Annotated in this window: 27 protein-coding genes, 1 tRNA gene and 1 pseudogene; 8 read left to right on the top strand and 21 right to left on the bottom strand. The window is 66.3% G+C overall.

Annotated elements, in window-relative coordinates:
* Nucleotides 1-37: 37 nt before the first annotated feature.
* From P0204_RS15390 to P0204_RS15370, 5 genes and pseudogenes are all read right to left on the bottom strand, one after another.
* On the bottom strand, nucleotides 38-892 hold the full coding sequence (locus P0204_RS15390) for a UbiA family prenyltransferase (protein ID WP_276180836.1): 855 nt from the start codon (nucleotides 890-892) through the stop codon (nucleotides 38-40).
* A gap of 45 nt (nucleotides 893-937) precedes the next feature.
* Nucleotides 938-1,309, bottom strand: coding sequence for a hypothetical protein (locus P0204_RS15385; protein ID WP_276180834.1), 372 nt, complete (start codon nucleotides 1,307-1,309; stop codon nucleotides 938-940).
* Between the two features lie 50 nt (nucleotides 1,310-1,359).
* Nucleotides 1,360-1,836: pseudogene (locus tag P0204_RS21130) on the bottom strand (DUF8036 family membrane protein); the annotation flags it as partial.
* Nucleotides 1,730-2,008: an ArsR/SmtB family transcription factor gene (locus P0204_RS15375; RefSeq protein WP_276180830.1), complete on the bottom strand. Its 279-nt coding sequence runs from the start codon at nucleotides 2,006-2,008 to the stop codon at nucleotides 1,730-1,732. The pseudogene P0204_RS21130 and the gene P0204_RS15375, both read right to left, overlap by 107 nt.
* A gap of 183 nt (nucleotides 2,009-2,191) precedes the next feature.
* Nucleotides 2,192-3,313 carry a pyridoxal phosphate-dependent aminotransferase gene (locus tag P0204_RS15370; protein WP_276180828.1) on the bottom strand — a complete coding sequence of 374 codons (1,122 nt, stop codon included), beginning with the start codon at nucleotides 3,311-3,313 and terminating at the stop codon, nucleotides 2,192-2,194.
* Nucleotides 3,314-3,456: 143 nt separating this feature from the next.
* On the opposite strand from P0204_RS15370, the gene P0204_RS15365 reads away from it, so the two are divergent.
* The gene (locus P0204_RS15365) at nucleotides 3,457-4,032 is read left to right on the top strand and encodes a hypothetical protein (protein ID WP_276180826.1); all 576 of its coding nucleotides are present in this window, start codon (nucleotides 3,457-3,459) and stop codon (nucleotides 4,030-4,032) included.
* Between the two features lie 60 nt (nucleotides 4,033-4,092).
* Here the strand turns inward: P0204_RS15365 and P0204_RS15360 are convergent, their stop codons facing one another.
* Nucleotides 4,093-5,205: a tyrosine-type recombinase/integrase gene (locus P0204_RS15360; protein ID WP_276180824.1), complete on the bottom strand. Its 1,113-nt coding sequence runs from the start codon at nucleotides 5,203-5,205 to the stop codon at nucleotides 4,093-4,095.
* A 127-nt stretch (nucleotides 5,206-5,332) separates the two neighbouring features.
* On the bottom strand, nucleotides 5,333-5,494 hold the full coding sequence (locus tag P0204_RS15355; protein ID WP_276180822.1) for a hypothetical protein: 162 nt from the start codon (nucleotides 5,492-5,494) through the stop codon (nucleotides 5,333-5,335).
* Between the two features lie 122 nt (nucleotides 5,495-5,616).
* On the opposite strand from P0204_RS15355, the gene P0204_RS15350 reads away from it, so the two are divergent.
* Nucleotides 5,617-6,309 (top strand): metallophosphoesterase, encoded by a 693-nt coding sequence (locus P0204_RS15350; RefSeq protein WP_276180820.1) that lies wholly within the window; start codon nucleotides 5,617-5,619, stop codon nucleotides 6,307-6,309.
* 37 nt (nucleotides 6,310-6,346) lie between these two features.
* The gene (locus P0204_RS15345) at nucleotides 6,347-6,502 is read left to right on the top strand and encodes a hypothetical protein (RefSeq protein ID WP_276180818.1); all 156 of its coding nucleotides are present in this window, start codon (nucleotides 6,347-6,349) and stop codon (nucleotides 6,500-6,502) included.
* Nucleotides 6,503-6,594: 92 nt separating this feature from the next.
* Here the strand turns inward: P0204_RS15345 and P0204_RS15340 are convergent, their stop codons facing one another.
* Nucleotides 6,595-7,851, bottom strand: a complete 1,257-nt coding sequence (locus P0204_RS15340) for an NAD(P)/FAD-dependent oxidoreductase (RefSeq protein WP_276180816.1) — start codon at nucleotides 7,849-7,851, stop codon at nucleotides 6,595-6,597.
* Between the two features lie 82 nt (nucleotides 7,852-7,933).
* Here P0204_RS15340 and P0204_RS15335 point away from each other — a divergent pair, with 82 nt between their 5' ends.
* Nucleotides 7,934-9,088 (top strand): pyridoxal-phosphate dependent enzyme, encoded by a 1,155-nt coding sequence (locus tag P0204_RS15335; protein WP_276180814.1) that lies wholly within the window; start codon nucleotides 7,934-7,936, stop codon nucleotides 9,086-9,088.
* A gap of 11 nt (nucleotides 9,089-9,099) precedes the next feature.
* Here the strand turns inward: P0204_RS15335 and P0204_RS15330 are convergent, their stop codons facing one another.
* From P0204_RS15330 to P0204_RS15305, 6 genes are read right to left on the bottom strand one after another with little or no spacing between them, the layout of a single operon-like run.
* Nucleotides 9,100-9,702 (bottom strand): J domain-containing protein, encoded by a 603-nt coding sequence (locus P0204_RS15330; protein WP_276180812.1) that lies wholly within the window; start codon nucleotides 9,700-9,702, stop codon nucleotides 9,100-9,102.
* A 49-nt stretch (nucleotides 9,703-9,751) separates the two neighbouring features.
* Nucleotides 9,752-10,510 carry a proteasome assembly chaperone family protein gene (locus P0204_RS15325; RefSeq protein ID WP_276180810.1) on the bottom strand — a complete coding sequence of 253 codons (759 nt, stop codon included), beginning with the start codon at nucleotides 10,508-10,510 and terminating at the stop codon, nucleotides 9,752-9,754.
* 5 nt (nucleotides 10,511-10,515) lie between these two features.
* Nucleotides 10,516-10,698, bottom strand: coding sequence for an RNA-protein complex protein Nop10 (locus P0204_RS15320; protein ID WP_276180808.1), 183 nt, complete (start codon nucleotides 10,696-10,698; stop codon nucleotides 10,516-10,518).
* Nucleotides 10,699-10,700: 2 nt separating this feature from the next.
* The gene (locus P0204_RS15315) at nucleotides 10,701-11,501 is read right to left on the bottom strand and encodes a translation initiation factor IF-2 subunit alpha (RefSeq protein ID WP_276180806.1); all 801 of its coding nucleotides are present in this window, start codon (nucleotides 11,499-11,501) and stop codon (nucleotides 10,701-10,703) included.
* 1 nt (nucleotide 11,502) lies between these two features.
* Nucleotides 11,503-11,676: a 30S ribosomal protein S27e gene (locus P0204_RS15310; protein WP_276180804.1), complete on the bottom strand. Its 174-nt coding sequence runs from the start codon at nucleotides 11,674-11,676 to the stop codon at nucleotides 11,503-11,505.
* A 2-nt stretch (nucleotides 11,677-11,678) separates the two neighbouring features.
* On the bottom strand, nucleotides 11,679-11,957 hold the full coding sequence (locus P0204_RS15305; RefSeq protein ID WP_276180802.1) for a 50S ribosomal protein L44e: 279 nt from the start codon (nucleotides 11,955-11,957) through the stop codon (nucleotides 11,679-11,681).
* A gap of 330 nt (nucleotides 11,958-12,287) precedes the next feature.
* Between P0204_RS15305 and P0204_RS15300 the strand changes: the two genes are divergently transcribed.
* Nucleotides 12,288-12,560 (top strand): HAH_0734 family protein, encoded by a 273-nt coding sequence (locus P0204_RS15300; RefSeq protein ID WP_276180800.1) that lies wholly within the window; start codon nucleotides 12,288-12,290, stop codon nucleotides 12,558-12,560.
* On the opposite strand, the gene P0204_RS15295 is transcribed toward P0204_RS15300, so the two are convergent.
* Entirely contained in the window at nucleotides 12,557-14,878 is a 2,322-nt protein-coding gene (locus P0204_RS15295) for a DUF2298 domain-containing protein (protein WP_276180798.1), read from the bottom strand. The two genes, P0204_RS15300 and P0204_RS15295, sit on opposite strands and share 4 nt — an antisense overlap.
* A 94-nt stretch (nucleotides 14,879-14,972) precedes the next feature.
* Between P0204_RS15295 and P0204_RS15290 the strand changes: the two genes are divergently transcribed.
* The 3 genes from P0204_RS15290 to P0204_RS15280 all read left to right on the top strand — a co-directional run bounded on the left by P0204_RS15290 (nucleotide 14,973) and on the right by P0204_RS15280 (nucleotide 16,359).
* On the top strand, nucleotides 14,973-15,740 hold the full coding sequence (locus P0204_RS15290; protein ID WP_276180796.1) for a glycosyltransferase: 768 nt from the start codon (nucleotides 14,973-14,975) through the stop codon (nucleotides 15,738-15,740).
* Nucleotides 15,737-16,216 carry a GtrA family protein gene (locus P0204_RS15285; protein WP_276180794.1) on the top strand — a complete coding sequence of 160 codons (480 nt, stop codon included), beginning with the start codon at nucleotides 15,737-15,739 and terminating at the stop codon, nucleotides 16,214-16,216. The genes P0204_RS15290 and P0204_RS15285 overlap by 4 nt, the downstream gene beginning before the upstream one ends.
* Before the next feature lie 68 nt (nucleotides 16,217-16,284).
* Nucleotides 16,285-16,359: transfer RNA gene (locus tag P0204_RS15280), tRNA-Met, on the top strand.
* A 163-nt stretch (nucleotides 16,360-16,522) separates the two neighbouring features.
* Here the strand turns inward: P0204_RS15280 and hpt are convergent.
* The 6 genes from hpt to P0204_RS15250 all read right to left on the bottom strand — a co-directional run bounded on the left by hpt (nucleotide 16,523) and on the right by P0204_RS15250 (nucleotide 21,394).
* Nucleotides 16,523-17,092 carry a hypoxanthine/guanine phosphoribosyltransferase gene (gene hpt / locus P0204_RS15275; protein ID WP_276180792.1) on the bottom strand — a complete coding sequence of 190 codons (570 nt, stop codon included), beginning with the start codon at nucleotides 17,090-17,092 and terminating at the stop codon, nucleotides 16,523-16,525.
* A gap of 44 nt (nucleotides 17,093-17,136) precedes the next feature.
* Nucleotides 17,137-19,014, bottom strand: coding sequence for a hypothetical protein (locus P0204_RS15270; RefSeq protein WP_276180790.1), 1,878 nt, complete (start codon nucleotides 19,012-19,014; stop codon nucleotides 17,137-17,139).
* Nucleotides 19,011-19,493: a hypothetical protein gene (locus P0204_RS15265; protein WP_276180788.1), complete on the bottom strand. Its 483-nt coding sequence runs from the start codon at nucleotides 19,491-19,493 to the stop codon at nucleotides 19,011-19,013. Before P0204_RS15265 ends, P0204_RS15270 begins: the two co-directional genes overlap by 4 nt.
* A gap of 90 nt (nucleotides 19,494-19,583) precedes the next feature.
* On the bottom strand, nucleotides 19,584-20,099 hold the full coding sequence (locus P0204_RS15260; protein WP_276180785.1) for a type IV pilin N-terminal domain-containing protein: 516 nt from the start codon (nucleotides 20,097-20,099) through the stop codon (nucleotides 19,584-19,586).
* A gap of 175 nt (nucleotides 20,100-20,274) precedes the next feature.
* Entirely contained in the window at nucleotides 20,275-20,841 is a 567-nt protein-coding gene (locus tag P0204_RS15255; RefSeq protein WP_276180783.1) for a DUF7344 domain-containing protein, read from the bottom strand.
* A 118-nt stretch (nucleotides 20,842-20,959) separates the two neighbouring features.
* Entirely contained in the window at nucleotides 20,960-21,394 is a 435-nt protein-coding gene (locus P0204_RS15250) for a type IV pilin N-terminal domain-containing protein (RefSeq protein WP_276180781.1), read from the bottom strand.
* Nucleotides 21,395-21,417: the final 23 nt, after the last annotated feature.

Here is a 21,417-nt window from a genome sequence, read left to right as displayed (position 1 = left end):
GAACTCCGTCAGTTCGGTACAGCCGCCGGTATGAGCGTCACGAGAGCGGGCGGAACCACACCGCGGCGACCAGGACGGCCAGGAAGAGATACGATCCGCGGATGAGCAGCATCGTCGCCAACTCCGAGTCGGCACGGTGGGCCACGGCCGTGACGGCACCGAACGCGATCGCAGCGCCGGCGGCGGTCGGCGGGACCGTCGGGAGCGCCACCGTCAGCACGACGACCCCGGCCATCGCGGCCACCAGGAGGCCGACCGCCGTGCGCCGCGCCCGGACCGGCCCCAGCAGGACGGCGACCGTCCGCTTGTCGATACCCCTGTCGTAGTCGTAATCCTGCTCGTCGTCGATGATCTTGATCCCGGTCAGCAACGTCAGAAACACCGTCGCCAGCCCGAGAACCCGTGGCGAGAACGCCGTCGCCTGCGCGTAGTACCCGCCCAGCAGCGCCAGCGCGATGCCCGTCGGGTAGCCCATCGTCGCCCCGGCAGGATGCATGTCCAGTTGCGGGGCGTGTGCGTACCCGACGACCCACGTCGGCACGGTGACGGCGGCCGCGAGCGGCCCGACGAGGAGCCAGAGTCCGACGGTGCAGGCCGCGAACCCGACGGCAGCACCCACCAGCGCGCCCCGGCAGGCGCTGCTTGTCAACGGGTGGTCGTCGTCCTCGCCCCGGATATAGAAGTCGACGTAGCCGTCCTTGACGTGGGCGGTGTAGACGGCGAAGAACATCGCACCAGCGTGAATCCCAGCCACCAGGAGGTCGACGCTGCCGGCCAAGAGTGCGCCGAACAGCGACGTGGCAAGCGGTGGGAGCATGAACACAGGATGGACCTGTGACAGCAGCGCTCGACCCGCTGCCGAGACCCCCCTGTCGTGTCGGGAAATTGCCATACGGTCCCAATGGAGCGAGACGGGAAAAAGTCTCGTCCGCCCCGGTTACCGCCAGTTGTCCCGGGTCAACACGAACGGCGAGATGTGCGACGCGAGCCGGCGACCGCTGTTCTCCGTGGACGCGTGGAGTTCACCGGCGACCGGACCCGCCTCACCGCCGATCCCCTCCGTCTCCGAGACCGGGTCGGTTCCGGTCGGGTACGGGCGACGGGATCGGACACGGTTTCGGAGTTTCTGGACCGTCTCCGTCGTGAGTTCGGCGTCGAGATGCTGAAGGTCGTACCGGACGATGTAGCCGCGTTCGCCGATCCGGACCGCCACCACCGGTTGTCCCCTGTCGGCACACCGCTGCCAGATATCCCGTTGTTCGTCGGCGGTATCGTAGATCGGCACGTTCGACGGGGCGAGGTGTTCCATCGGCCCTGGATACGGACTGAATCGGTATCCGCTCTTCGACTCCTGTCCGGTCAGCGGAGCGTCGTGTAGCTCAGCCCCGCGATCGCGACGAACTGCAACGACCGCAACACCAGGACGGCCTCCTGGACGTGTGGGTCGCCGGCGTAGAAGCTCTGCATCGAGAAGAAGAAGTAGACCGCGATGGCGTTCTCCGCGAGCATCGCGACGGCGAACGCGAGCAGGCCGGCGACCAGTCCGGTCCGGAACGTCGCGTAGTTGCGCGCCCACACCCCGACCAGTGGGAGCAACAATGCGACGTTGATGCCCGCGAGCACTGCCGCGGCGGTGATGAGCGGTCCCATCGCCATCAGCGGGACACCTCTCGGTCGTCGGTCGCTGCCAGTGGTGTGCCGGTCGGGCGTCGGTGTGTCGTGTCCTCGGTCATGTGTCCATCTGCTCGACGATCTCGTCGAACGTGTCCCGGTACTTGTCGAACCGATCAGTGAGGAAGTAGAGTTTCGCGTAGTCCTCGTCGCCGGACTCGACGACGCCGTGGTCTTCGAGTTGCTCCATGTGGTGGCGGATCGTCTTGTACCCCACGTCGAGTTCGTCGGCGAGTTCGTTCGCGTTCATCGGTCGGTCCGAGAGGGTGTCGATGATGCGCGCTCGGTTGGCTCCCCCGCGTGTCGCCGTCAGCAGGTACCAGAGCGCTTTCTCCATCGCACTGTCTTGGGGAGTTGTGTTCCTGCCCCGTGTAAAACGTTGTCTCTCTTCGATCGGCTCTCCCTCGGGCCGTCCGTCCTGTCGGTATGACACACCGGATTCGTCCGAAAGGGCGACCGCTGCCGACATAACGGTTGTTCGAACTCCGTTCCGAGACTCTTCCAATTTCGGCGACGGGAGTTACCGGACGGCCTCGGTGGCGGCCGCCATGATGTCGATCGCTTCTTCGAGCGTATCCATGTCCGTGGCGTAGGAGATCCGTGCGTAGCCCTCGCCGCCGGCACCGAAGGCCTCGCCCGGGACGACGACGACACCGCGGTCGATGACGGCGTCGACCCAGCCGTCGGGGACCTTCGGCATCGCGTAGAAGGCCCCCTTCGGCGTCGGACACTCCAGCCCCATCTCGGTCAGCCCCTCCAACAGCACGTCACGGCGGCGTTCGAAGGCCTCGCGCATCTCGACGACGGGGTCCTGTGGCCCGGACAGGGCGGCCTCGGCGGCGTACTGGGCCGGGGCCGACGCACAGGCCTGTGCGTACTGGTGGACGCGAAGCATCCGCTCGATCCGGTCGCTGGCTCCGGTGACCCAGCCGAGTCGCCACCCGGTCATCGAGTAGGCCTTCGAGCAGGCGTTGACGACGACGACGTTGCCCGAGTCGGTGAACTCCGCGGGCGAGCGGTGCTCGCCCTCGAAGACCTGGTGTTCGTACACCTCGTCGGAGAGACAGAGCACGTCGTGCTCCTCGGCGATACGGGCGAATTCGCGCATGTCCGCGGGCGACTGGACCGCGCCGGTCGGGTTCGCCGGCGAGTTGACGATAAACGCCGCGGTGTCGTCGGTGATCGCCTCCTCGACGGCCTCCGGGGGGAGCGTGAGGTCCTCGCGGAGTCCAACAGGCTTGGGCGTCCCGCCGGCCAGGTTCGTCAGGGCGTCGTAGGAGACGAATCCCGGGTCCGGGAAGATCACTTCCTGACCCGCGTCGACGTGAGCCTCCAGAGCGATGTGCAGCGCCTCGCTCCCGCCGGAGGTGGCGATCACGTCCGCAGGATCGACGTCGAGGTCGTTGTCCCGGGCGTGTTTCTCGGCGATGGCCTCGCGTAGTTCCTGAGTGCCCTTGTTCGAGGTGTAGGCGTCCGCCTTGCCGGCGCGGATGGCGTCGACCGCTGCTTCGCGGGCGTGGTCCGGCGTCGGGAAGTCCGGCTGACCGAGCCCGAGGTTGATCGCGTCCTCGCCGGCGGCCTCGAACACTTCGCGGATGCCCGAGATCGAGACCGCTTCGACACGGCGTGAGAATTCTGTCATACTCGTTCCGGGGGCGCCCGTCCCGATAATTCTTCCCGATTGCGCCGTCGGTCTCCCTTCGACGGCCGGCGACTGGTCCGCTCGGAACAGTAGTATTCCTGTCAGGACCGAACCATAATGTCGTTCGGAAGACAGTATCCGGCATGGACCCACCAAGACACACCCGTCGGGAGCTGGTCACAACAGTCGGTACCGGGCTTTCGATCGCCGTCACCGGATGCCTCGGAGGGGGCAACGATGCGACACCGACGCCTGATCTCCCCTTCGAGCGCCAGATCGACCCGTCTCGGACCTATCTCCGGACCCAGTCCGACGACGCGGGTGACGCCCGACCGATCGACCTGTCGGCGCTGGGGGTGAACGCCGGTCAGTCGGTCCGCCTGGAGCGACTGGGGTCGTTCGCCGGAAGTTCGGGTGGGACCGGGCTGACCGCCGTCTTCAGCGGCAGCGATCGACTGGAGTCCGCGGACGTCACCGAGCGAGTGCCCGACGCGATCGACGCGGGCGAGGACTACGAGACCAGTCCGACCTACAACGGGGAGGCGCCGACAGATATCCCCGAAGATTTCCTCGTCGCCGACAACGAGGGCGACCGGACGAGTGTCACGGTGACGGTCCCCGACGGCGCGACACACCTGTTCGTCGCGGCGATCGACAACTTCTACGAGGACAACGACCAGGGCGATCCGCCCCTGGCTGTCCGGATCACCTCGGCGTGACACCCCGACCGATCACCGGATCGACCGCGATCACAGACCGTGTCGAACGGGCTCAGACGATCACTCTTCGTCGAAGATGTCGGTGTTGTCCTCGGCCAGCTCGCTCGCCTCGATGTGTGAGTACATCTGACTCGTCGTCGACGGATCTGCGTGTCGGAGCGTCCGCTGGGCGGCCGCAGCCCCGCGTTCGCGGTAGAGCTTCTCGCCGACGCCACGGCGGGCACCGTGGAGGGTCAGGTACTCCCCGTCCTCGACGTCGAGCCCGGGGATATCGGCGTCCCGACTCCAGCGTTTCAGGAGCGATCTGACGCCGGAGGTCGTCAGCGACGGCGGTTCGATCCCGTTGTCGAGGACGAACGTCCAGGGATCGGCGTCCGGCCGGTCGTAGCCGGCGGCGTCGATGACTTCGTACAGCGTCGGCGTGTGTCGCGACGGGAAGACGGGCCAGTCGTCGTCCGGTGGCGAGAGGAGTGTTCGGAGGCGGGCGAGCGGTCTGGACGCCTGCTCGGGCAGCGGTGTCGGCTCGACCTCCTGGTTCTTGCCGAGGACGGTGATCGTCCCCGCTTCGAGGTCGACATCGCTCCAGGTGATCCCCGTCCGGCGGGGGTCGTGACGGTCCGCGAGGACTTCGGCACCACGGACGCCGGTGTACGCGAGGACGGCCGCGATCGCCCGGTCACGGACCGGTTCGACGGCGTCGAGTCCCGCTTCGTCGACGGCCTCGCGGGCGCGCTCGTCGAGGTACGTCAGCAGCGCCTGTCGCTGCTCGGGTTGCCAGAACTGCCGGTCGGCGTCGTTTCCGGAGGGTTTCGGCGGCAGTTGGTCTTTCGCGCGGCCCTTGTCGGCCGGGTTCTCGGGGATGTACTCCCACTTGGTCGCCCACGAGAGAAACGCCGAGATCTGGCTGTAGTAGGTCCAGGCCGAGGACGCGGCGATCCCGTCGTCGGCGTCGGCCTGCCCGGCTCGAACGCGACGGGTGAGGTGATCGGCGTAGCGGGCCATCGTCTTGACCTCGACGTCTTCGAGCGTGTGGACGTCGCGGTCGGCACACCAGTCGATCCAGGTCCCGACGACGCGTTCGAGATTTGCAGCGTAGTTGGGGCTCTTGCCGTCGACGAACTCCGCGAGAGCGTCCGAGAGGCACGGGGAACCACCGGTGTCGTCGACTGTCATCGGATCGGGCGGTAAGAGGGGGCCGTGGCTCGTAAATCCACCGCACAGGCGGGCAGTTCGGCGTGAGCGTCGGGCATCGAGCACGCGATCGTCTGGCCGGAGGTCCGAGCCAGCGGTCCGAGAGCGACTACTCCTCGACGGCCGTGCGGAGGTCGTCGATCGCACTCTCCAGTTGTCGCAGGGTCGCGTCGGCGTCGGCGTAGCCCTTTTCGTAGTCCTCGTATGCCGTGTCCGCGGCCGTCAGAAACTCGGTCACTGCCGTTTCGGCGTCGGTCTCCTTTTCGTTCATATCCCGAGCAACGTCCGGACGACTGAAAAAGCGTTCACTGTGTGACGCCGGCGGCGCGGGCGATCGCTTCCGAGCCGCCGGGTGCGTCACGGCTTTGTACGCCCGTCTCCGATGGCGACTGTATGCCCACAGCAGGCTCGATCACGTTCGACGACCGGGCCGTGATCCTCGACGGGACACTCGTGGTCGCCGACCTCCACGTCGGCCGGGGAACGGGCGGGTCCCTGGAACTCCCGGTCGGGTCGAACGCGGAGATGGTCGAGCGGTTCGGATCGCTGATCGACCGCCACGACCCCGAGGAAGTCGTCGTCGCCGGCGATCTGTTACACTCGTTTCAGACGGTTCCACGGACCGTCGACGACACGGTGGCCGGGTTCGAGCAAGCGTGTCGGGACGCCGGTGCCAGCCTGGTCGTCGTCCCCGGAAACCACGACACGATGCTCGATGCAGTCTGGGACGGGCCGGCCGAGTCGACCACCCGAATCGGTGAGACCGTCGTCTGTCACGGCCACGAGGAGCCCGCCACACGGGGCGAGCGGTACGTGATCGGCCACGACCACCCGACCATCGAGATCGAGGGCCAGCGCCGGCCCTGTTATCTGGTAGGGACCGACCAGTACCACGGCAGCGAGGTGGTGATGCTCCCTTCGTTCAACGCGCTCAACGCCGGGGTCGTCGTCAACGAGATGCGCGCCGCCGACTTCCAGTCCCCGTTGGTGACCGACGCCGACAACCTGGAGCCGATCGTCTGGGACGGGCAGGGCCGCGAGACCCTCTCGTTCCCGCGGCTCGGGGAGTTCCGTCGGATGCTGTAACGGTAGGTATTTGAGGAACGGCGGTGGACAGCCGAACATGGTTCAGACAGGTGCTGCACTCGCGCTCATCGCGCTTACGCTGCTCTCGCTGCTGGCGCTGTACTTCGCGACGATCAAGTACGTCTCGGACGTGTTGACCCCGGAGGAGAACGAACACGAGGGAAACACGAATAGCGGCGGCCCGGCCGCGTAGGCTGCCGCTATCGACGAGTTCGGGACGAGAACACCCCGTGGCGGCGTCGTCAACGACCACCGTGGGCGAACCTGGCGCCCAGGACCCGCAGCTTACTCAGTGAGGAGCCCGGCAGCCACGCGGCCGCTCTCTAAGGCCCCCTGGATCGACGACCAGCGGGTGTAATCCCCGGCCAGAACGACCGGTCCCGGCGGATCTTCGGGGTCGGGCACGCCGGCGCGGAACCCGGGCGGCTGGGCGAACTGTGCCAGCGGGACCCGGTCGGTCCGGAGCAGTTCCAGGTCCTCGAAGTTCGCCGCCGGATACCACGAGCCCAGCGCCTCGCGGACCACAGCCGAAAGCGCCTCGTCGTCGTCCTGGGGTGATCCCAGGAACGTCGCGCTGTACAGTTCCATCCCTTCGGGTGCGTACTCGGGGGCGACCGCCGACATCGGTGCGACGGTGTTGGGCCGGTCGTCGGCGGCGTTGAGGACGATCCGTTTCCCCATATCCGGCGCCCGGTTGGTCGGCAGCGTGAAGTACTGGGTGACACAGCCGACGATCTCCGTCGTGATGCCGGCCACGCCCGTCAGATCGGCGGCCGTTCCGGGATCGGTCGCGACCACGACGCCGTCGGGGGTCAGCGTCTCCGCACCGACCTCAACGGTAGCCGCGTCACCCTCGCCGGAGACGTCGGTGACAGTGCGCTCGGTCTCGATGGTGGCACCGGCGGCCCGGGCGCTGTCGGCCAGTTGTTCGGGCATCGCCTGCATCCCCTCGGCCGGGACGAAGATCTCGCCCTCGCTCAGCATCTTGTAGGTGTACTCGAAGACGAGGCTGTCGGTTCCCAGCGAACGGTCGAGCGTGATACCGCCGTAGAACGGCGCCGCGAACCGGTCGACGAACCGCTGTGAGAACCCCCGCTCCCGGAGGTACTCCGAGATCGTCTTGCCGCCGCCGCTGAGGAGCGAGTCGGGATCACGGCCGGCCAGTTCCCGCTGGAGCGTGAACAGGCGGAGTTTGTCCGCGAAACCGATCTCCCGGTTGAACGCCGTCTCGACCGCCGCCGTCGGGTTCCGCAACGGGTCCGACAGCACCGATCGGTGGTTCGGCCGCGCGATGGTCGCGCCCGGCGTGAACGGCCGCGGCGACAGCGCCTCCACGTCGAGTTCCCGCTGGACCGCCGGATACGCCGAGAACAGCACCTGGAATCCCTGGTCGAAGGTGTAGCCGCCCTCGTGAACGGTCGTGACCCGCCCGCCGACCTGTTCGCTGTCCTCGAACACCGTCACGTCCTGTCCGGCTTCGGCGAGGTGGCGCGCGGCGACCAGCCCCGCCAGTCCGCCACCGGCGACGACGACGTCTGTCATTGTCGGTCGTTGTGCTGCCCCGACCAAGAGCGTGCTGGAGTGTGACCGACAGTATTTGTGGCTCCCAGCCACAGTGGGGAGTATGGAGACGACAGCGACGTTCCGTGGCCTCGCCTGTACCGTGTGTGGCACGACGACGGCCGCCGACGCGGCCCGGTGCCCGGACTGTGGTGGGACGCTCGCCGGCGACTACGACGCCCGCGCGCTAGCTCCCGAAGACCTCGCGGGTCGAGCGGCGCAGGCAGCCGCCGTGTTGCCCTTCGAGACGGACACGCTGGTCAGTCTCGACGAGGGTGGGACCCCGCTGGTCGCGGTTCCCCCGTTGGCGGCCGAACTCGGGGTCGAGGCCGTCTACGTCAAAGACGAGGGCCGGAACACGACCGGCTCGCTCGCCGACCGCAAGCTCTCGGTCGCCGTCACCGAGGCCGTCCAATCGGGTGCCGACGCCGTGGCAGCGCCCTCGACGGGCAACGGCGCACAGGCCGCTGCGGCCTACGCCGCCCGCGCCGACATCGACTCGAAGGGGTACGTCCCCTCGCGGTGTCCGTTCCTCAACAAGGCGATGGTCAACGTCCACGGCGGCGACATGCGCGTCGTCGAGGGCCGCTACGACGACGCCGTCGAGGCCTTCGAGGAGGGTGCGGGCGACCGCTACAGCGTCGAACCCGGCCACCCGTTCCGCGTCGAGGGAGTCAAGCCGGTCGCCGTCGAGACGGTCGCCGACCTCGACTGGACCGCCCCGGATGCCGTGATCCACCCCACCGGCCACGGCGAGAGCCTGGTCGGCCTCGAACGCGGGTTCGCGGCCGCCGCGGCGTCCGGCCTCGTCGACCGCGAGCCGGAGCTGTACGCCGTCCAGCCCGACGGGTGTGCGCCCGTGGCCGACGCCTGGATCGAGGACAGTGGGACGCCCGCTTCCGTCGAACACCCCGACACCATCGTCGGTCCGCTTGAGGTGCCCGACCCTGCGGCGGGAACCGCCGCGCTCGCCGCCGTCGAATCCTCCGGTGGGGGCGCTGCCGCCGTCGACGACAAGGCGGTGCTCCAGGGAGCCGTCGACGGCTGCGAACTCGGCCCGGAGATCGGTGCGACCGGCGGGACTGCCGTCGCCGGCGCTCGCGAACTCGCGGACAGCGGCGCCTTCGCCAGCGACGACGTAGTCGTCCTCGTCAACCCGGTCGCGGGGAGCAAGGAGGCCGACCTCCTGCGGAGTCACCTGATGAGTCAGGGGATCTGATCGACGAGGGGTCAGGAGGCCACGTGCTGTTTGGCCATGGTGTAGGCCTCCCGGACGCGCTTGAACTCGTCCTCGTCGCCGCCGTGGTCGGGATGGACCTCCTTGACCCGCTCGCGGTAGGCCGACCTGACCTCGGCAGCGGTCGCACCGTAGTCCAACCCCAGTTCCTCGAAGGCGTGCATCGCCGGGTCCTCGGACTCCTCCGGGTCGGGACCGAGTGTCACCTCGGGGACCTCGAACGGGAGCCGCGTCCCCAGGTGGATGCCGGGCATCTCGTGTTCGACCAGGACGGGGTACGTCGGCGACCGTTCGATCCGGTAGTAGGCCCGCGCGTCGAACGTGATCGCCACGTCCCGTTTCGGGAGATAGAAGGCGACGTGTTGGCCCTCGACGAAGTGGTTCTCGGCGTACTGCTCGTCGATAGCCGTCAGATACTCCCGGAGTTCGGTCCGCCGTCGTCGTTCACCGCCGTCGCTCATCCGGCGCGCCTGCTGTTTGGCTGGAAAGAACCGGTTCGCAGCCAGGAACAACCCGGCGACGAGGACGCTCCCGGCAACGCCGAGGGCCAGGCCGAAGACGAGCCAGTCCGGGAGCGTACTCAGTTGTGACTGCACGGCTCCGTATTGGGTGTGAACGGTAAAGAAATTCTCGCTCCCGTATCGTCTACCCGATGTAGCGCAGGTCTTCGTCGGAGGGGGCGGGTGCGTTCTGTTGCTCCATCTCCTGGATCTTCCGGACGACTTCCTCCATCTCGTCGGCTCGCTCTTCAAGCGTCGCGAAGTCGACCTCGAAGCCGACCACTGTCTGGAGGACTTCGAGGACTGCCTGTGCGCTCTTTGGATCGACCAGATAGCCGGAGGTTTCGCCCATCAGACAGGCGGCCGGGAACCCGCGGCGCTTGCCGAGACCCAACAGGAGCCCCGAGACGCCGACGATCCCGCCGGCCGGTTCGTCGTCTCTGAACTCGACGCCGGCCTCGGAGAGCGTCTCGGCGAACTCGTCGGTCGTGGTCGCACCCAACACGTCGTACTCCTCGATGAGTTCGCCCGTCGGAACGCCCCCGAGCGCGAACACCTCGTCGACACCGAACTCGTCGGCGACGTCGAGGAACGTGTCGGTCAGTCCGTAGTGACCCTCGGTATCCTGTGCCTGGTGGTTCCCCGAGAGGACGAGCATGTCCCGGCCGTCCTCTGGCGTGACCGCGTAGAACTCCGCAGCGGCCAGTTCGGCACGGCCCTCGTCGATGCTGACCTGTGGCGGGAAGTGTGTCGAGTAGACTTTCCGCACGAGTTCGCTTTCGAGTTCTTCCAGCAGGTGTTCTGCAGCGAGTTTGCCCACGTGGCCGACACCGGGGAGCCCCTCGACCAGTACCGGCTCCGACAGGTCGGGGTCGGCGACGGTCTCGACGTCGTATTCGTCCATACCGCCTATTCTCGGTTGCGGCGCTTAAGAGAACGTCGATACGAGCCATGCGGGTCCGCCGGGTCGAACGGTGCGGGGGCGCTGTTGACAGCGTTCCCCCCGCAGTCGGGACACGTGTCGCCGAGCGTGTACACTGGGCGGTCGTGCTCGTCCTCCCAGTCCGCACAGACGTGGATGTCGGATTTCACGCCTACTCGTCGTCTTCGTGGCGCTCGCGGTGGAACAGCGCAGTCCCGCCGTGGTCCTCGACGAGTTCGCTGGCACGAGCGGCGCTGTCTTCGAGCGCGCCCTCGGCGGTCTTGTAGTCGGGCGCCTGGACCTGGATGCGGTACTCGGGCGAGCCGACGTAGGTGACTTCCAGTTCGATCTCCTCTGGCACCTCGCCGTTACCCTCGGCGGCCTGCAGTGCCTCCTTGATGACGTCGACGCCGTCGTGATCGGGTACCTCCAGATCGACGTAGCCGGTGACGTTGACGTAGGGCACCGAGACGTTGTCCCGAGCGGTCTCGACGATGGCCTCGATCTCGTCCTCGTCGAGGTCAGTCTCTTCGAGGGCTTCTACGCCGTGGATCGCAGCGGCCTCGAAGCCGTCGTATAGCGATCCGAACTCGGCGAGCAACGCGTTGGCGACGGCGCTGTAGCGCTCGTCGTCGATCTCCTCGCCGAAGGCCAGTTCCATCCAGTTGTCGGCCTTCTGTTCGTTTTTCCACTCCTGGATCTTCTCCTTGCGCTGGTGGTCGTTGACGTCCTTGATCGAGAGGTCGATCTGCTGGGCGCTCTCGTCGACGTCCAACACTTTGGCGACGACAGTTTGGCCCTCGTTGACGTGGTCACGGACGTTCTTGATCCAGCCGCTGGCGACCTCGGAGATGTGACAGAGACCGCGCTTGCCCTCGTACTCTTCGAGGTCGACGAACACGCCGAAGTCCTCGATCTCGTCGACCTTGCCGACGACGAGTTCGCTCGGTTCGGGCCAGCCGCTGTACTTCATCCTATCGGGCCTCGACGACGGCGGTCACTTCACCTTCGATCTCGGCCTTCCCACCGGTGGGGTGAGCGAGGGTGTGGCCACAGACGGCACAGGAGACCTCGGAGGCAGCCTTCTCGAAGATGGTCTGTTCGTTCTCGCAGTCCGGACAGGCGACGGTGACGAAGCTTCCAGCCATGGTTACTCCTGGAACTCCAGTCGGCCGGCGCGCCATCCCTCGCGGAGGTGAGCGCTGCCACAGTCCGAGCAGCGGTACTTCAGGTCCGTCTTCTTGGTGGGTTTGTCCCCACCGGGGACCTTCGAGAACTTCCCGTCGTTCCCGATGCCGGAGTTGCGCTCGCGCTGGCGGTCGATCCACTTCATCCCGGTCTCGCGACCGGAACGGACCTTCTCGACCTCGTGTTCGTGATGCTCGTTACAGTGCGGACAGTACGTGTTGAATCGACGCGGCATCTCCATAGATATCGACCTTACAGGTCGGTTCGATATGCCCGCTTAAAACCCCGACGGTTCCGATCTTTCCCGTCCCGGATGAATGCCCGCCCGCAGTCCGCCTCCGTCTCTCCGGACGGCGTGGCAGCCGCTCGGGGATTGTAGAGAGACGGGGTAGGTCAGTCAGCGGTGGCCCACGTTTTGACACGTGGACTGAAAGGCGCTGTCGGACCGTGCCGTCCACGTACTCCTCTCGCCTCCTGGCGTAAAGCCTCTCCGGTCCGTACGGCACTGACCCTCGCGGACGACAGGGGCTCCTTCGAAGTCACTAAGTGCGCCGTTTGCCAAGGGCCGGGTATGAAGAAACTCATCGTCCACGGGGACGCCGGCTTCCGGAAGGGCGGTCGTATCGAGTACGACGGCGAGGAGTACGAGGTGTTCGCCGTTGCCCGCCAGGGCGAGTGGCACGGCCCCGACCGCCCGCAGCTGTGGTGTACGGTCGGCAAGGCCCGCGAGGAGGAGACGTTCAACAAACAGGACTACATCCCGATGCACCTGGATACCGAGGACATCGACGCCGAGGCGATCACCGTCATCCGGGAGAAGGCACCGCCCAGCGCCGAGAGCTAGTTCTCCGCGACCCGATAGATCGTTACGCCGCCGGCTTCTTTCGCGACCGTCACGTCCGGGAGGTCGCCGATCGTCACCGTCCCGTAGCGGTTGCGCTCGGCCGGCCCGACGTAGACGTAGATGACGTCGTACGTCGAGAGGAGGCGGCGCTGGGCACTCCGGTTGCCGGTGTAGATCGTCTCCACGTCGCCGACACGCCGTTGGTAGACCGTGTCGTTCCGGTACTGTGCCTCGTGGTACCACCCAGCGACCGTCGGGAGACCCGTCAGGCTCGCCGGGGCGCTGGCTCCCTTCCCATCGCTGGGGACCCACTGGTAGCCCGCGGGTGCGGCAGTGACGATCGTCGGCTGGCCCTCCCGGTCGTCCAGCCACCGGATCGCTTCGGCTTCCTGGGGGTGTGCGTCGTCGAGGTACGCCTGGCCGTCGAGCGTCAGGTCGCCGGCCCGGTCGGCGTGGTTCGACAGCGCGAACACGCCGTACAGCGAGGTCGAGACGACGAGGACGGCGACGAACACCCGCATGCCGACTGCCGTCGCGGCCCGGGCTCGGTCCGCGGACGGCCACGCGGGTCGCCAGCGGGCCACGAGCCAGCCAAGCACCGGCCCGACCGCGACGGCCCAGAGGATCCACACCTGCATGTAGGTCTTGAACACGGTGTTCATCCGGCCGATGTTCTCCCGGACGAAGACGAACTCCACGAGCACGACGAGGCCGGCGCCGGCCAGGATCAGGACCGCCTCGAAGCCGACGGGGCGGTCCCCGCCGTCGGCAACCGCGGGGACGCCGTCGAACCGATCCGAGAGCGTCGGCCCGCGGGCCAACAGCCAGGCACCCACGAGAATCGGGCCGAGCAGGCCGACTGCGGCGATATCGAGGGCCGCCCCGATCGCGACGAAACCGACCACAGCAGCGCCCGTCGCCAGCCGCGACCGGGCGTCGGAAAGCGTCCCTGCGACGCGAGCGGAGAGATACATCCCGAACGGAACCACGAACGGCCCGTGGACCGCCAGCAGTTCCACGAGGGAACTCCGGTCGGGTAACACCGCCAGTTCACGGCCGCTCGCCGGGCCGAGCCAGAACGGGAGCGACCAGACCAACCCGAGCGCGAGGACGACGACAGCGACAGCCAGCGCCGCCCCGATCCGGACGAGTTCGCCGCCGAGTCCGTCGACGCGGAGCCGGCCCCCAAAGCGGTCGGGCAACAGCGTCGTCGGTGCCGCCGGCGCGACAGCGACGGTCAGCATCGTGAGGCCGGCCACCGACGGGAACGACCAGGTGTTGGTGACCGCGATGACTCCGCCAACGGCCGGGAGCGCCCCGAACAGGAGCGCGACCCGACGCCGTCGCTCGTCGGCCGGCGTCTGGTAGTAGCTGAAACACAGCGCGGCCGCGAGCAACAGGAAGCCCGTACTCATCATGTGGGCGTGCATGTCGCCGTTGAGCCAGGCGAACAGCGGGAACTCGTCGATGACGGGCGCGGCAGCGGGTTCGTAGGTCCCGAAGTCGGCGGGGTCGTCCTGGATCACGCGGCTGGCGTCCCAGTAGCTGAACGACTGTGGACCAGTCGCCAACCCGCTCAGTTCGTACCCGGCCGCGGCCGCCAGCGGCCCGGAGAGCGACTCGGGCAGGAGCCAGACGAGGAACTTCGCCGGCGTCGAGAGGTTGCTGGCGATGCCGACGAAGAAAGCCGCGAAGCCGGCCGAGAGCCGGCGCGGGAGGTCACGGTCGGCGGCGACGGCCCCGGCCAGCCCGTAGGCGGCGGTCACCAGCGTCGCGTAGAAGCCCGCCAACGCGAGGTTGTAGGCGTACTGGCCCGCCGTCCCCGTCAGTCGAGCGAGTGTCGCGGCCAAGAGATGGCCGCCGTAGTAGTACGCGACGGGTTCGCCGGCGAACCACATGTCCTCCGGTGGGATCGTCTCGGCTCGCAAGAGCGACTGCAAGAGGCCGAAGTCCAGGAACTTCTCGCCGCCCACGGGGACGATGGCCGGATCGACCGCTCGAATCCAGACCACCAGCAGGAACGCCAGCGAGAAGACGGCCGCCGCCTCGGCGTAGGCCCGGCCGTCGACAGACCGGCCCCGAGACGCCACGACGACGGTTACCGCCAGAAGGACGGCCAGCGCGAGCCAGACCCCGACGCTCAGGGAGAGTCGGCCCACGCCGTAGACGACGAGCCACAGGATCGAGAGCGCAACTGGGACCCCGAACGCGACCCCCTCGTCGGCAAAGCGCGGAAAGAGGGCCGTCGCGGCTGTCGCCCCCGCGTACAGCAAGAGGAGATACAGGGCGAGCCACGTAGCGACGAGCGCAAACTCCATCAGTGGTGTGGCCGCGACCCTGGAGTATACGTCTTTTGCACGAGGCCGGAGAGCTTCGAACCGTTTTTACTCACCGCCGGCACACGGTAGCACAATGTCGCCGACCGTCGGTGTCGTCGTCCCCGCCTACCGGCCCGACGTAGCCCAACTCCGGCGCTACGTCCAGGCCATCGACGACACGCTCTCCCCGACGACCATCCTCGTCGAACTCGACGCCCCGAAAAGCGGCGTCCTCGAAACACTCACAGACCTCCCCGCCCGAGTCGAGTCGGTCCCCTACCGCCGTGGCAAGGGTGCGGCGATCACCGCGGGCTTCGAGCGCTTAGAGACCGACGTGCTCGCCTTCGCCGACGCCGACGGCTCGACGCCGGCCGAATCCCTCCAGGCAGTCGTCGATCCGGTCGTCGAGGGAGCGGCCGACCTCTCGGTCGGGTCGCGACGCCATCCCGACGCGACCGTCGCCAGCCACCAGACCCGCGCCCGGCGGTTCCTCGGTGACGGGTTCGCCTGGCTGGCCGGCCAGTTGCTCAGCGTCCGGCTATACGACTACCAGTGTGGCGCGAAAGCCATCGACGCCGAGGCCTGGGAGCGCGTCCGTATCCACCTCTACGAACCGGGCTTCGCCTGGGACGTCGAACTGGTGGCGATGGCCGGGGCGCTGGATCTGCGCGTAACCGAGGTCCCCATCGAGTGGGAGGACCAGCCCGGGTCGACGGTCTCGCCGATCCGGACCTCGATCGCGCTGTTTCGCGCGCTGCTCGCGTCCAGACACCGCGCGAAACAGCTCCGTGATAGCACGCTCCACACGGCCATCGCCGCCCGCCGTGACGAACCGACCGCGCTCGTCAAACGGGACCGATGAGTTCCCCGAGCGACCGCTTGCGCCGTGTCGTTCCCGACCGGTTCGACTCGCTGGTCTCCGGCGTGCGGTTCGGCCAGTTCGTCTCCGTCGGCGTGATCGGTGCGATCTGTGATACCACGGTCTTGCTCGTTCTGACCGAGGTGTTTGGCGTCTTGGCCGAGCTGGCGACGCTCGCGGGGATCGAAACCGCGATCCTGGTCATGTTCGCGATCAACGAGCGCTGGACCTTCGCCGAGGAGGGCGATCCGGAGTCGCTGCCCCGGCGTCTGCTACGCTCGCACGTCGTCCGGGCCGGCGGTTCGACCACCCAGTTTCTCGTCTTCGTCGTCATCTACCGGCTGCTGTTCGTGCCGCTGACCGTCGCCGGGATCGACCTCTGGATACTCGTCGCCAAGGGGGGCGGGATCGGCCTCGGGATGCTCGTCAACTACGTCTTCGAGAGTCTCTTCACCTGGCAGGTCCATCAGGGGGAGTAGCGCGTCACGAACTCACGGACGGCAGGTGAATCACAACCCTTAATGAGGGGCCTCGGTTACGAAGAGGTAGCGGGATGGGATAGCCAGGAGATTCCGGCGGGCTCATAACCCGCAGATCGGTAGTTCAAATCTACCTCCCGCTATATTCTGTCGCTCACGAAACCATGAGTGACGGATCGGTCTGGAGAAGATTTGAACCCTGCCAGACAGAGCAAGCGAAGCGAGCGGTCGTCTGGCTTCGGTTCAAATCTACCTCCCGCTCTACTTTTGCTGTGAACGAACCCGTGAGCGGCGAGAATCCGTCCGTCAGCCGTCGCCGTTCTCGTCGACGACGACGACCTCGCCGTCGTCGACGGTGACGTTGATGAGCGTCTTCGCGTCGTAGCCGGCCTCGTCGAGTTTGTTTGGGCCGTCGGCTTTCTTGATGACACAGACGATATCACGGATGTCGGCACCGATCTCCTCCAGGGCGCCGGTCAGCGCGGCCAGCGTGCCGCCGGTCGAGAGGACGTCGTCGAGCACGAGGACCCGATCGCCCTCGTAGACGTCGTTGACGTACATCTCGCTCTCGGAGTAGCCGGTCACCTGCGAGAGCGAAACCTCGCCGTCCAGCCCGTACTGTCGCTTGCGGACGACGACGAGCGGGATGTCGGTCATCAGCGAGACGGCCGTCGAGAGGTGGATTCCCATCGCCGCCGGCGTGACGATCTTGTCGACGCCGTCGAGTTCGGCCTTCCGGATGATCTTGATGACGATCTCACGGAGGAGTTCGGGACGCAGCATCGGGACTCCGTCGCTGATCGGGTGGACGAAGTAGTGGTAGCCGTCTTTCTCGATGATCGGGGCCTCGAGGAGTGACGCTTTCAGCTTGTCCATGTCGTCGGTACTTCGAGGCCCTACAAAAGTTCTCCGTCAGCGACTCAGAACAGTTCCAGCAGTTGTCCGATATACCGAACGATCGGGAGGGCGTGGGCGTTCCCGAGTGCGTAGTACTCGACGACGGTCAACCAGGCGAAGATCGTCGTGAGACCCGTCGCGACGCCGAACAGCCCTGCGCCCACGCGACCGAACCAGCCGTCGCTTCGCCCGAACAGCCCCCAGGCCGCCAGCAAGGCGGCACTGCCGAGGGCGAGCAGCGCGTGGAACTGGAACGCTTCGCCGATCCCGTTGACCGAGAGCGCGACGAAGACGACGATCAACTGTCCACCGAGCAGGACTGTCACCGCGAGTGCCCAGGCGAACAAACGGAGATACTGGTCGAGCGCGTCCCGAACCGACGGGGTACGGAAGAGGAGGTAGATCCCCAGTGGGTAGAGGACGAACAGATACCGGACCGTCACCTGTGCGTGCAGCGGGAGCCGCGAGAGATAGAGGCCACACACGCCGAGAGCCGCCAACACGGTGAAGCTGTCGACGACTCGTGTCGGCGAAAGCACCCGACGGGGCAATGCCAGCGCTCCCCGACGGCGCCAGACGGCCGGGAGAACCCCGACGGTTGCAGCGAGTATCGGAGCGGACTCCAGAACTGCGAGGTTGACGGCCTCCGTGTTGTCGTTGTTCAGCGTCCCGGATGCGTGGCCGGACCGAAGAAACGTCAGGAACACGTCGTCGGGCCGGGAGAACGCTGTCCTGAAGCCGAGGAGTAGTTCGCCGCCGAGCAGGGTGAACGGACGAAGGACCGATAGAAACAGGTCGGGTATCGGGATACCACTGGACCGTCCAGAAGCGCTCTGCCCCGCCGAGGCCGCGGTCGACTCTACCGCCGGACCCGTACTCGACAGTAGCCGGGGCGGAGTCACCACGGACCCGGTCAGCACCGCGTTCGTGACGAGGAACGGACCGAGTGCGAGTGCCGAGACGCCGGCGATCGTGGCCAACGCCCGCGGACTGTTGTCGGCCGCCGTCGGGAGATCGACAGCCGCCAAGACGACACAGAGCAGGAGCGCTTCGGGAGCGTGGACCCAGGCGTAGAGCATCACCAGTGCGTACGCGAACGCGCGGAACACGGCCGGGCGGCGGATCGGGCCGTCCGTCTCAGCGGTTCGGCTCCGGTAGAGACAGTACATGATTCCTACTGCTACGGTCGCCGTGAGGACGTGGCGCTTCGGGACCGTCGCCCAGATCACCAGCGGCGACCCGAGGACGTACACCGTCGCTCCGAGGACCCCCATTCGAGGACCGTCGATACGACGGAGCAACCGGTACAGCACGACCGGGCCGAACGCGGCAACCGTCATGTGGAACAGTTGGAGCGCGGAGAGATGTGCTGCCCCGTCGTCGAGCGGGGTCGCGAACACGACGTTCGAGGCGAAGACGACGAGCACGAGGGCGCTACCGGCCCAGACGATCGCGTCACTGTCGAGTAACCTCCGTGTCTGGACGACGACACCGAGCGCCAGAAGCGACCACAGCGCGGCGATCCCGATTCGCAGCGAGGTGATCGCGTCGAGGGACTCGACCAATACCAGAAACGGGAGCGAGAGGACGATCGCACCGTAGTTACGGGCGATCGTCCGACCACCAGCGGCGGTCATGCCGGGCGTGTCGAGGTGTCCCCCGTAGACGGCTTCCGTGATCCCGATCTGGCCGTTCGAAAGGGCATACAGTCCGTTCGCGATAGCGTACGTGTCCGTGATGAAGACGGTAGTTCGCCACGCGAGCATGAACAGACAGAGCGACCCCAGGAAGATCGTCAATCCGATCCGATCGCCGAACAAGACGGTCCTGAGCCGTGACCAGATCGACAGTTCGGTCCCGGCGTCGGTCCGACGGAGCGATGCGAACTCGATACTGCTCATTCGACGACCTCGATCGTTGTGTTCTGTGTGGCAACGCGCTCCCGGCCGTCGGAATCTTCGAGCCAGATCGAGAGCGTCGCGTCGAACTCGGTGGTCTGGCTCGGAACACCTGTTAGTGAGTCAGACTGGAGTGTCGCGTCGTAGCGGGTCCCAGTCTCGGGAGCCAGGAAGTGTGTCGTCCCGCGGGAGTAGTTCAGTTCGGGCACCGCAATCTTGTACGTGAGGACCGGCGCACCCTCGAACGTCTCGAACCGAACGGTCGCCGGCGGAACGACGAGATAGTCACTCTCGGAGCCAAAGCCACCCCGCTCGATCGTCGTTCGTTCGGGGAACTCGACGCTGTCGACGGTTGCAGTTCCCTCGCCGTATGTAGGCTGTGTGTTCGTGAACGTGATTCCGGGAACGAGCGGCCCGGAGACGAGGGCTGTAACCACGATGAGTGTCCCGACGGCGACGGCGGTCCCACGCGTGGCGTCCATCATTACAGTCCATCGCATGGACGGAAATAAACCCATCGCGGGACCGGGACAGTTGCTAGCCGGACGAAAAGACGAGAAGGCGCGGGTCGGTTACGCTTCGGGGCCTGCGTCCTGTCCGAGGGTGGCTGACGTGTCACCCTCCGGAGGTTCGTAGACGACACGGATGTTGTAGGCGTCGTTCACGCCGACGTTGATGGAGTTGCCGGCGGCGACTTCGGTCTTCCCACCGACGGCAGTGTCCCAGCTCTCGTCCTCGTTCGTGTCGTCGATGTCGACCGAGCCAGTTGCTGGGGTGGTCCACGAGGTACTCCCGCTTGTCGCATCCACCCATCCGCTCCCGCGGAGGTAGAGACTCCCGCCCTGGATAGTGTCTCCACCGTCGTGGGTGATCGTCAGGATACCTTCGTCCGCATCACTCCCCGAGACACTTTCCTCGAAATCGAACGTGAAACTCGCCTGTGGCGTCGTTCGTTGCGTTTGGTCCCCCAACCCGAGGACGAACGAGGCGGTAACCGCCGCGAGGATGACGGTGATCGCGACCATCAGGATGACCCCGATGACCGGCGAGACCGCGTCGTCGTCGGTGAACAGTTGTTTCAGATCCATAGTTGTGTCTGCGCACGGCCACCTGTTACGAGCACCGCCCCACCCTATTGAGGCCGGTCTCACACCCGTCGGTGGCGTGCTGCTAGCGACTACGTTCGAGAGGATACTTATATCCAACTATAAAGAGAGAAATTTACCCACAGCGTGTCGAATGTATCGTCGGCCTCGGGGGGTGCTATTCGCGCTGGTTCGACATGTACTCGCTGAGAGTCATCTCCTGACCGGCGTAGGTGTGGTAGACGGACGAGAGAGCAAACACGACAGTGATCAGCGTCGCCCAGACGAGCGGCGAGATGAGGGTGAACGGATAGACGCCGACCCAGAGGACGGCCACGATTGCGAGACTCACCGCACTCAGAGAGAGGTAATACTCCCGCCAGGGGAACTCCCCGGCCGAGACGATCTCCAGATACACCGTTAGCTCCTGTGTCTGTGGGGTCGTCGAGATTAGGTTGTCGTCGCTGTCGTACTCGACGATCCCGGCCTCGTCCAGTCGGGGAAGATGTGTCTGCTGGAGCGTGGTGTAGACCCGTTTTCGCTGTGCGCTGGAGACGTCTGTCGAGTCACAGTCGTACTCCATCGCCGCGACGTGGGATGCCAGATTACCGAGATCAACAGGGTCGCCGTGTTCCCGGAGGTACTCCAGAGCATACCGTCGGCGCTCGTTCTGGAGCACTTCGAATATCTCGCCTTTCGAGAGCGAGTCGTCGGCGTCCCGGACCTGCATCGCTTGGTTGCTCATTTGTGTGCCTCCCCATCGCCATATCCCAATGCACCCATCGTAGAAAGAAAATGATGAGCGGATACTATTAACGATACGGTTGGCCCGCGCGGAAGACGGTTCCGCGGGTCAGTGCCGGTTACGCGTTCGGACCGGTCCACCGACCGAGCGTCGCGGAGTTGCCGCCGTCGTTGGATTGGTAGACGACGCGAACCGTGGCGGAGTCACTCACGCTGGAGATGGACCAACTGTTACCAGCTCTGACTTCGCTGCTTGAACCGACGCTACCGGACCACTGACCACCGGCACCGCCTGCACCACGAACGTACAGTTCGGTTTCTGAGATGGAGTCGCCACCGTCGTGAGTGATCGTCAAGTCACCGGAGCCACCACCGGTTGCCTCGTAATCGAAGCTAAAGGTGGCCTGCGGCGCTGTGTTACTAACCTGGTCACCGAGACCGAGGACGAACGTTGCGATGACTGCGGCGAGGATGACGGTGATCGCGACCATCAGGATGACACCGATGACCGGCGAGACAGCGTCGTCGTCGTCGAATAGTTGTTGGAGTTTCATATATTATCGTTGTCCAACACGCC

This window comes from Haloarcula halophila (assembly GCF_029278565.1).
GTDB lineage: Archaea > Halobacteriota > Halobacteria > Halobacteriales > Haloarculaceae > Haloarcula > Haloarcula halophila.
The sequence above is the reverse complement of the archived record's forward strand: the minus strand, read 5'-3'. Positions and strand labels throughout refer to the sequence as shown.